This is a genomic window from Myroides pelagicus, from assembly GCF_009711055.1.
GTDB lineage: Bacteria > Bacteroidota > Bacteroidia > Flavobacteriales > Flavobacteriaceae > Flavobacterium > Flavobacterium pelagicum.
The window spans coordinates 1-910 of sequence record NZ_WMJY01000085.1; the positions used below are offsets into that span (position 1 = coordinate 1).

A 910-nucleotide genomic window follows, 5' to 3' on the forward strand; every position below is an offset into this window, starting at 1 on the left:
TTTTAAAAAAGTTAGTTCAACTACCTTACTCAGAGGTTTGAATGACTTATCCGTGGATAATAAAATTATTAACTCAAGCACCAATAACAACTATGATTTCAATATCAATAACTCAATGAATGATTTAAACATTAAGTTATTGCTCAAAACCAAACAACTACTGCCACAACATTATTATGACTTAGATTATGACAATCAAATTATAGAACACAATAAGTATGATGCGAAACGCACTTATAAGAAAACCAAAGGCTATTGCCCTGCAATAGCAACTATCGGAGATAAAGTTGTGTATATAGAAAACAGAGACGGGAATGCAAATGTCAAAGTAGATCAACACAATACCTTAACTAGAACTTATAAGTTACTTGACCACAACAATATAAAGATAAATAGATCACGTATGGATGCCGGTTCATATAGTAAGGATATCATAGAAGTTGTGGCTAACAATAGTAAACAATTCTATATACGTGCTAATCGCTCTCAGAATGTTGCTGAACAAATAAAATCAATAGAGCAATGGGAAGACATAGAGCTGAATTACAAGCAATATCAAGTAGCCTCTTTAAAGTTTACACAGTTCTTTGAAGATAAAAACTATCGTTTAGTTATTATGAGAGAGAAAAGCAGTACTCTGCAAATAGATGCTTTCACTGGCGATAACTTTAGTTATCGATCGATTCTAACAAACGATCATAAATCTACCGAATTAGAAGTAATACAATATTACAATCAAAGAGGTGCTAGTGAGAAAATATTTGATGTAATGAACAACGATTTTGGATGGAGTAGATTGCCTTGTTCAGATATGCATAAAAATACGGTCTTTCTAATATTAACAGCAATGATTAAAAACTTTTACAACCATATGGTGGCTAAGGTTTCTAAAGTTTTTAAAGATATAAAA

The 910-nt window shown here is 31.2% G+C and carries 1 protein-coding gene; it reads left to right on the forward strand.

Annotation, left to right across the window (positions count from 1 at the left end):
- Window positions 1–910, forward strand: a 910-nt coding sequence (locus GJV77_RS14650) for an IS1380 family transposase (RefSeq protein WP_155037070.1), incomplete at both ends; no start/stop codon positions are given.